This window comes from Rhizobium alarense, from assembly GCF_021555155.1.
Lineage (GTDB): Bacteria > Pseudomonadota > Alphaproteobacteria > Rhizobiales > Rhizobiaceae > Rhizobium_D > Rhizobium_D alarense.
Window position 1 is genome coordinate 1 of the sequence record NZ_JAKGBU010000089.1, and the last position, 7534, is coordinate 7534.

Annotated in this window: 3 protein-coding genes and 2 pseudogenes; 1 reads left to right on the forward strand and 4 read right to left on the reverse strand. The window is 63.2% G+C overall.

The features are described 5' to 3' along the window. A pseudogene (locus LXM94_RS21565) lies at positions 1-606 on the reverse strand (hypothetical protein); the annotation flags it as partial. A gap of 101 nt (positions 607-707) precedes the next feature. On the opposite strand from LXM94_RS21565, the gene LXM94_RS21570 reads away from it, so the two are divergent. Beyond that, positions 708-2915 carry a TonB-dependent siderophore receptor gene (locus LXM94_RS21570; RefSeq protein WP_235773541.1) on the forward strand — a complete coding sequence of 736 codons (2208 nt, stop codon included), beginning with the start codon at positions 708-710 and terminating at the stop codon, positions 2913-2915. A gap of 75 nt (positions 2916-2990) precedes the next feature. Here the strand turns inward: LXM94_RS21570 and LXM94_RS21575 are convergent, their stop codons facing one another. The 3 genes and pseudogenes from LXM94_RS21575 to LXM94_RS21585 form a co-directional block, all read right to left on the reverse strand. Beyond that, positions 2991-4124, reverse strand: a complete 1134-nt coding sequence (locus LXM94_RS21575; RefSeq protein ID WP_235773542.1) for a UDP-galactopyranose/dTDP-fucopyranose mutase family protein — start codon at positions 4122-4124, stop codon at positions 2991-2993. Positions 4125-4156: 32 nt separating this feature from the next. Next, complete coding sequence (locus LXM94_RS21580; protein WP_235773543.1) at positions 4157-6217, reverse strand: O-linked N-acetylglucosamine transferase, SPINDLY family protein; 2061 nt, start codon at positions 6215-6217, stop codon at positions 4157-4159. Positions 6218-6391: 174 nt separating this feature from the next. Further along, a pseudogene (locus tag LXM94_RS21585) lies at positions 6392-7534 on the reverse strand (hypothetical protein); the annotation flags it as partial.

The following is a 7534-nucleotide window of genomic DNA, read 5'->3' on the forward strand; positions in this document are numbered from 1 at the left end:
ATGCTGGATCAGGGCATTGCAGGACTGCCACATGATGTCGAGGGCATGGGACTGCCTGTATAGCGTCAGCACCTCCCCCTGAACGGAGGGCGGCGGATGCATGATCTGATCGGCGAGCTGGACGATGTGGCGCCCGGGTTCGAAGCTGAACTGGCCGAGATGGCGGGAGAAGAAGGCCCGCAGCGTCGGCATGCCTTTCGGATGCGTGGCCGTCAGCCTTTGAAGCCAGGGCAGCGGCGCCGAAATCATCACCTTGCGCAGCGTGTCTTCGCAGTCGTTGATGAATTGCAGCTGGCAGAAGCGCGCGACGTTCAGCATGAAGACGATCGGCGTCGGGTTGCTGCCGGTGCCCGCGTCGATCCGGAAGTCCACGCCGTCCATCACGAAGTGCTGGGAGCCCTGCAGAAGCACCATCACCAGGAATTTCGGCCAGACATGATGGATTTCGGAATCGGGCGTGCACGTGGACGTGCCCTCCGTCGATCCGACGAAGAGATGCTGTGGCAAGGTGGGGTCGGGGGATTGCCGATGAGCCAAACCCGCATCGCCACCGGCTGCGCTGCCATTCTCGCGTAACATTTTGCCGTTCACACCAAACTCTTTCATGTCGACAGGCGAAGATTTTGCGCCATATACATGACTAAAATATTCATGTTTTTAACGCCTCTGACGGGGCTTGTAAACACTAGCTGGGGTGATTGATCCGAATGCAGAATTCCCTTTTTTCGTCAACTGCTTTGCAGAGGGCGTCGCTGGCCGCGCTGGTCGCCGCCGCCGTTTTGCTGTCCGTGTCCGGGGCGGCGGCGCAGGACAGTGCCACCGGCACCCAGCTGGAGACCATCACGGTCGAAGGTGACGCGGACGAGCGCGGCGATGGCCCGGTAAAAGGGTATGTTGCCAAGCAGAGCCGCATCAGCACCAAGACCGACACGCCGATCGCGAAGACCCCGCAATCGGTGGCGGTCGTCTCGAAGCAGCAGATGCAGGACCAGCAGGTCCAGTCGGTGGCCGAAGCACTGCGCTACACGCCCGGCGTTTTCGCGGAATATCGCGGCGCCTCCAACCTGCGCGACGAGCTCTTCGTGCGCGGCTTCTACTATACGCCGCGCTATCTCGACGGCCTCTTCCTGGCGGGGGATATCTCCTACGCGAAGGTCGATCCCTACCTGCTGGAGCGGGTGGAACTGCTGCTCGGTCCGTCTTCGGTCCTTTACGGCCAAGCCAACCCCGGCGGTCTCGTCAACATGGTGAGCAAGAAGCCGACCGATACGCCTCTGCACGAAGTGCAGTTCTCGGTCGGGACGGACAGCTACCTGAGCGCCGGCGTAGACGTCAGCGATGCGGTGCCGGGCAGCGAGTCGCTGTCCTACCGTATCGTTGCGACGGGCCTGTCGACCGATCTGCAGGAGGATTTCACGAAACAGAAGACTTTCGCTGTCGCTCCGTCGGTCACCTGGTCGTCGGACGAGGACACGAAGCTCACGGTTCTCGGCGGCTATCAGAACGAGCCCGACGCGGGCTACCGCAACTTCCTCGACGCGGCGGGCACCGTCTTCCCGATCGACGGATACGGTTACGTGCCGCGTGACCTCTTCATCTCCGATCCGGATTTCGAGCATTCGAGCCGCACACAGGCCTGGGTCGGCTACGAATTCGAGCAGGCCCTGGGGGAAACGTTCACCTTCCGGCAGAAGGCGCGGTATCACGCGGTCGACTGGGAACACCGGACGCTCACCTATGGCAGCACGAGCACGGACCCGGATACCGGCCACACCGTCATTACCCGCTCCGCAAGCGGCGGTACCGACGACTGGCGCCAGTTCACGATCGACAACCAGCTCGAGGCGGAGTTCGATGCCGGACCGGCGCAGCATACCGTGCTGGCGGGCCTCGACTACCGCTATCGCAGCCGGGACTACAAGTGGGGTTTCGGCGCGGCACCGGGGCTCGATCTGACCGATCCTGAATACGGCGGTTCGGAATATGACGACATCACGCTTTCAACCTCGTCGCTCGAGGAACTGACCGCGAAGCAGACCGGGATCTACGCGCAGGAGCAGGCGGAGATCGGCAATCTCAACCTGATGGGCGGCATCCGCTACGACTGGGCAAGCACCGAGATCGACGATCAGTTGCCGTCGGACAGCGATCATTCCTACGACGATCATGCGTTTACCTGGCGTACCGGCGCGCTCTACGCCTTCGACAACGGTATCGCGCCCTATGTCAGCTATGCGACCTCGTTCGAACCGTCACTCTATTCGCCGCCGGACGGCGAGGCGCCGTTTGATCCGACGACGGCGCGCCAGGCCGAGATCGGCGTCAAATATGTGCCGCCCGGCACCGACATGCTGTTCACCGCGGCCTATTACGACCTGCGGCAGAAGGATGCCGTACAAGGTGCCTGGGACAGCACGCTTGGCGAGACCGTCTACAGCCAGATCGGCGAGATCCACAATCGCGGCGTCGAACTTTCCGCGAGGGCTCAGCTGACGAGCAATATCTCGCTCATCGGCAGCTACGCCTATATCAAGTCGGAGATCGTCGATTCGGTCACCGCCGAGGAGATCGGCAAGATGCCGGCGCGCGTGCCGCAGCACCAGGCATCGATCTGGGGAACGTACGAGTTCGCCGGTGGTGCGCTCGAAGGGCTAACGCTTGGTGCGGGCGCACGCTACATCGGCACGAGCTGGGGCAACAACACCAACGACTTCAAAGTGTCAGCCGTCACGTTGTTCGACGCCATGGTCAGCTACGATTTCGGTGCGGCGAACCCGGACTGGAAGGGTGTGAGCCTGCAGGTCAATGCCAAGAACCTTGCGGATACACGCTACGTGGCATCCTGCGCCAGCGCCTATGCGTGCTTCTACGGCAACGGCCGCAGCGTCGTCGCGACGCTGAAGAAGACCTGGTGATCTCAGATCACGAATGGACGGTCGTCCGCCGCAAGGGCGGCCGTCCTGCCTCGGTCCCGCTCCGGGCCGGCACGATCAGCCCGGCGGGTGCAGGAAGGCCGGAACGGTCTCGCCGGTTGCACGTCTGGCCAGATAGAGACGCGCGGTATCGAGCGCTTCCCGGATCGTGACGTCCATATCGAGATAGCGATAGGTTCCGAGCCGACCGACAAAGGTCACGCCGGTCTCGCGGACGGCCAGCGCGATGTAGTGCGCAAGCTGCTCCTTTTCCCGAACCAGCCGGATCGGATAGTAGGGCACATCGTCCGGACCGCAGGCGCGGGAAAACTCGCGATAGCAGACCGACCCGGCATGGTCCTCCCATGGCGAGAAGTGTTTGTGTTCGGTCACTCGCGTATATGGCACCGACAGATCACCGTAGTTCATGACGGCGCATCCCTGATAGTCGCCGTCATAGGTGAAACGCTCGAAATCCAGCGTTCGGTATCCGAGCCGGCCAAAGGCGCAGTCGAAATAGCCGTCGAGTGGACCCGAATAGAAGACGTGGTCGAAGTCGGCGGTCTGGTCGCGGCGAAACCGTGTCTGGAGATGCACGGTGATGTTCGCGTGGTCGACAATCCGCCCGACCATGTCGGTATAGCCGTTTTCCGGCATGCCCTGGAACGTGTGGAAGAAATAGTTGTCGTCATAGTTGAAGCGCACCGGAAGGCGCTTGAGGATCGACGCCGGCAGGTCGGATGGCAGGCAGCCCCACTGTTTTTGCGTATAGCCCTTGAGAAAGGCCTCATAGAGGTCGCGGCCGACGAAGCGCAGCGCCTGCTCCTCGAATGTCTGCGGATCCCCGATCGTCTTGTCGGCGAGGCCATCGATGAAGGCGCGCGCCTCGTCCGGCCTGAAAGCCCTGCCGAAGAATTGGTTTATGGTGTGAAGGTTGATGGGCAGCGAGTAGACCTGTCCCGCGCTGGTCGTCTTGACCCGGTTCTTGTAGGGCAGGAATGTCTGGAAGCGGTTGACATAGTCCCAGACCTCGCGATCGTCGGTGTGAAAGATGTGGGGACCATAGACATGGACCATGACGCCGGTGTCGCGATCCCGTTCGGTGTGGCAGTTCCCGGCAATATGGCCGCGCATCTCGAAGACCTCGACCCGATGCCCCGCCTCGGCAAGCGCGCGCCCGATCACGGCGCCGGAAAGTCCGGCGCCCACCATCGCGGCTCTCCCCCTCCGTGCGCCCTTGTCGCTCATGCCGTTGACGCCGTCGCCGCATTCCACAAGCGAATGTCCGGCGCAATCGGCGCATAGTCGTTCCAGGCCGCCAGCGCCTTCTGATACCGCTGGCGGTAGGCCGGCTCATCGCAATATTCGCTATTGTTTCGAACGAGGTCCGCCCCGATCTCGTAGTAGAGATCGAGATTGCGCAGGTCGGGCACCGGCGTTTCGCCACGCTCGCCTGCCGCCTGCATCTGCCAGAACAGCTCCTCCAGGCGGCGCGCGAGAGCCGGGATGTCGCGCAGGACGCTGGTGTCCCGCTTGGCCTGAAGGTTCGCCCGGACCGTCGCCAGGCTTTCGGGATCCCGCGCAAAGCCGATCGCCTTTTCGACATATTGCTCCGGACCGTCGCAGATGAGCTCCGGTACGCCGGCTGCAGCGACGATGCTGTGGCAGAACCGCGCCGCAAAACTCTTGCCGGGGAATGTCAGGACCGGCAGTCCCATGGTCAGGGCGTCGGCGGCGGTCGAATGCGCGCCATAGGGGAACGTGTCGAGGAAGAGATCGGCAAGGGCGATGCGCGCGAGGTGTTTCGCGTTCGGCGCCTTCGGCGCGAAAACGAGGCGCTCGGGCGTGATCCCCGCTTTCCCGGCGAGTTGCACCAGACGCTGGTCGACGGTGTCGCCGCCGGTGAGCAACCAGAGCACGCTGTCGGGCGTCGCGGCAAGCACGGTCATCCACTGGGCAAAGGTACCTTCGGTGATCTTCTGCATTCCGTTGAAGCAGGCGAAGACGAAGACGTCCTCCGGCAATCCCGCTTCGGCTCGCGACGGCTTTTCGGCAATGACGCGCTTGCGGTCCACCGGCTGGTCGCAGGCGATCCTGAGCACCCTCTCCGTATAGTAGATCTCATGCTCGGGGGGGACGATATACGCGTCCGCGATCATGTACTGGTGGAAGGGGCTGCCCATGGAACCGGGATAGCCGCAGAAGTTGACGATGATCGGCGCCGGCCGGTAGGCGAAGATCTTCGTCCTTGCGTGTTTGGTGTATCCGTTGACGTCGATGAGAACATCGATGTCGTCATTCGCAATCTGCAGCGCTGCGTCCGCATCGCTGAGTGCGGCTATGTCGCGCCAGCAATCCACGGCGCTCTTCATCCGCGCCTGTGTCGCGTCGTTCGCAACCGGGTCGCCGCAATAATAGGCGTAGACCTCGACGCTCGCCTTGTCGTGAAGCTCCAGAACTTCCCGGAGCGCGAATCCGACGGCATGGTCGCGCAGGTCCGAGGAGACGTAGCCGATACGAAGGCGCGCGCCGGTTCCGGTCTTGTGCTTCGGCGCCCGTCGCGGAAAGCTGGACGTATCGGGCCTGCCCACGAAGGACTTGTTGTACCGGTAGGCCTTGGCAAGTTGAAACATCGGATCGTCGGAATAGCAGGCGAGCGTCAGCGGCGACATGGCATCGATGAGCTGGCGCATCGACACATGATCCGACGAAACCAGAACCGGCCACTTGCACTGCCGTTGCCGCAAGGCGCTCCAGTGCTGGCCGGCTTCGGTCTTGTCGGGCCGCAGCTCCATTGCCTGCCACAGGGCCGCTTCCGCCTCTTCAAGAAGGCCGGTGTTCTCCATGACGCGGCCGATGTGCTGAAGCGCCATCAGGCGATGCGTGACCCGATCGGCCGAACTCTCCGAAGTCAACTCCACGAGGCTGCGCCATTGCTGGATGGCTTGCACCGCGAGGCCGCTGTCTTCGAAGGCCCGGCCGAGGTTGATGTGGGCCTGCCCGAAACGCGGATCGAGCTTCAGGCAGGCGCGCAGCGCGTGGATCGATCCGGCAACGTCGCCCATCAGGCGCAAGGTCACGGAATAGTTGAAATAGACCATGTGCAGCAGGGGATGCGCGTCATTGAAGGCAATCCACGCCTTGTAGATTTCCGCAGCTTCCGGCCTGTTGCCCGCGGCGCTTCGGCCTTCAGCGACCTGCAACAGATCCGGCAGGGACAGCCGCTGCGTTCGCGCGAGCTCCAGAGCCGCGGCAAGGGGAAGGGTCGGGTTCGAAACGGGAGCGTCGTTGGTGAGCAGGGACATTCCACGAATTGGCGTCCTCGCGGCCGCTATTGCAACAGCCTGCGATGGGTTTCCCCAGGATCCTGAGCTTCATTCGCCGGAGATATCTTCGGGGATGGGCTCGCCACGGTGCGGGGATCGCCACGAAACGCGCCGCGCAGGCTTCGTGGCGGTCCTGAGCGGCGCTGAAGGACGCTAGGCCGCCAGATAGGCCGCAATGACGGCCGCAACCTGATCCGAGTTCAGTGATCCCATCTGCGTATCCATCAGGGCACCCAGTTGTTCGCTCGACAGGTTGGAAATGTCGTCCGTGGACAATCCCGCGATGCCGGTCGAGCTGAAGGACGCGATGTCCTCCGTCGAGAATGTCGCGAGGTCTTCCGTCTCGAGCGCGGCGACCTGTGTTGAGGTCAGGGCGCTGACCTGGCCGGACGTGAGCGCCTCGGCCTGATCGGTCGTCAAGGCGGCGACAACCCCTGTGCTCAAGCCCGAAATCGCACTGGAGCTCAAGGCGACGATCTCGTCGGTGGAAAACAGCGCTATGTCATCCGTTCCCAAGGCGGCCGCCTGCACCGCATTCATGGCACCGATCTGATCGGTGGAGAGTGCTGCAATCTGCGCCGTGCTCATGGCCGCGACCTGATTGTAGGTCAGCCCGGCAACCTGGCTTGTGGTCAGGTCGGCGATCTCGCCGGTGGACAGCGATGCGATGACGGCGGTGGACAGGCCCTTGATAGCGGAGGCGCTGATCAGCGCGAGTTCTTCCGTCGAGAACGTCTCGATGTCCTCGGTGCTCAAACCGGCCGCCCCGCTCGCGCTCAAGGCCGCGATCTGGTCTGTGGTGAAGGCGTCGATCTGCTCCGCGCTCAGGGCGTCGATCTGGGCGCTGCTCAGGCCCGATACGCTGGCGGTGCTCAGGGCGGCGAGCTCGGCAGTGGAGAGCCCGGCGATGAAGTCCGTGGACAGGCCGGCAATGCCGTCGGCGCTGATTGCCGCGAGATCCTCGGCCGAAAAGCCATCCAGATCTTCGGCACTGAGGCCAGAAAGCGCATCCGAACTCAATGCGGCAATCTGGGCGGTGGAGAAGGCTTCGATCTGTTCGGGGCTGAGCGAGGCGAGCTGCGCACTGCCGAGACCCGCCAGCCCGGCCGTGCTCAGGGCGGCGATCTGGGCGGTGGAGAACGCCGCCATGTCGTCGGTGCCAAGGGCCGCGACCTGTTTGGAGCTGAGCGCGCCGACCTGTGCCGTGCTCAGCACGTCGACCTGATCTGTGCTCAAGGCGGCGATCTGGCTCGTGCTCAAGCCGGAAACACCGGCTGTGCTGAAGGCCGCGATCTG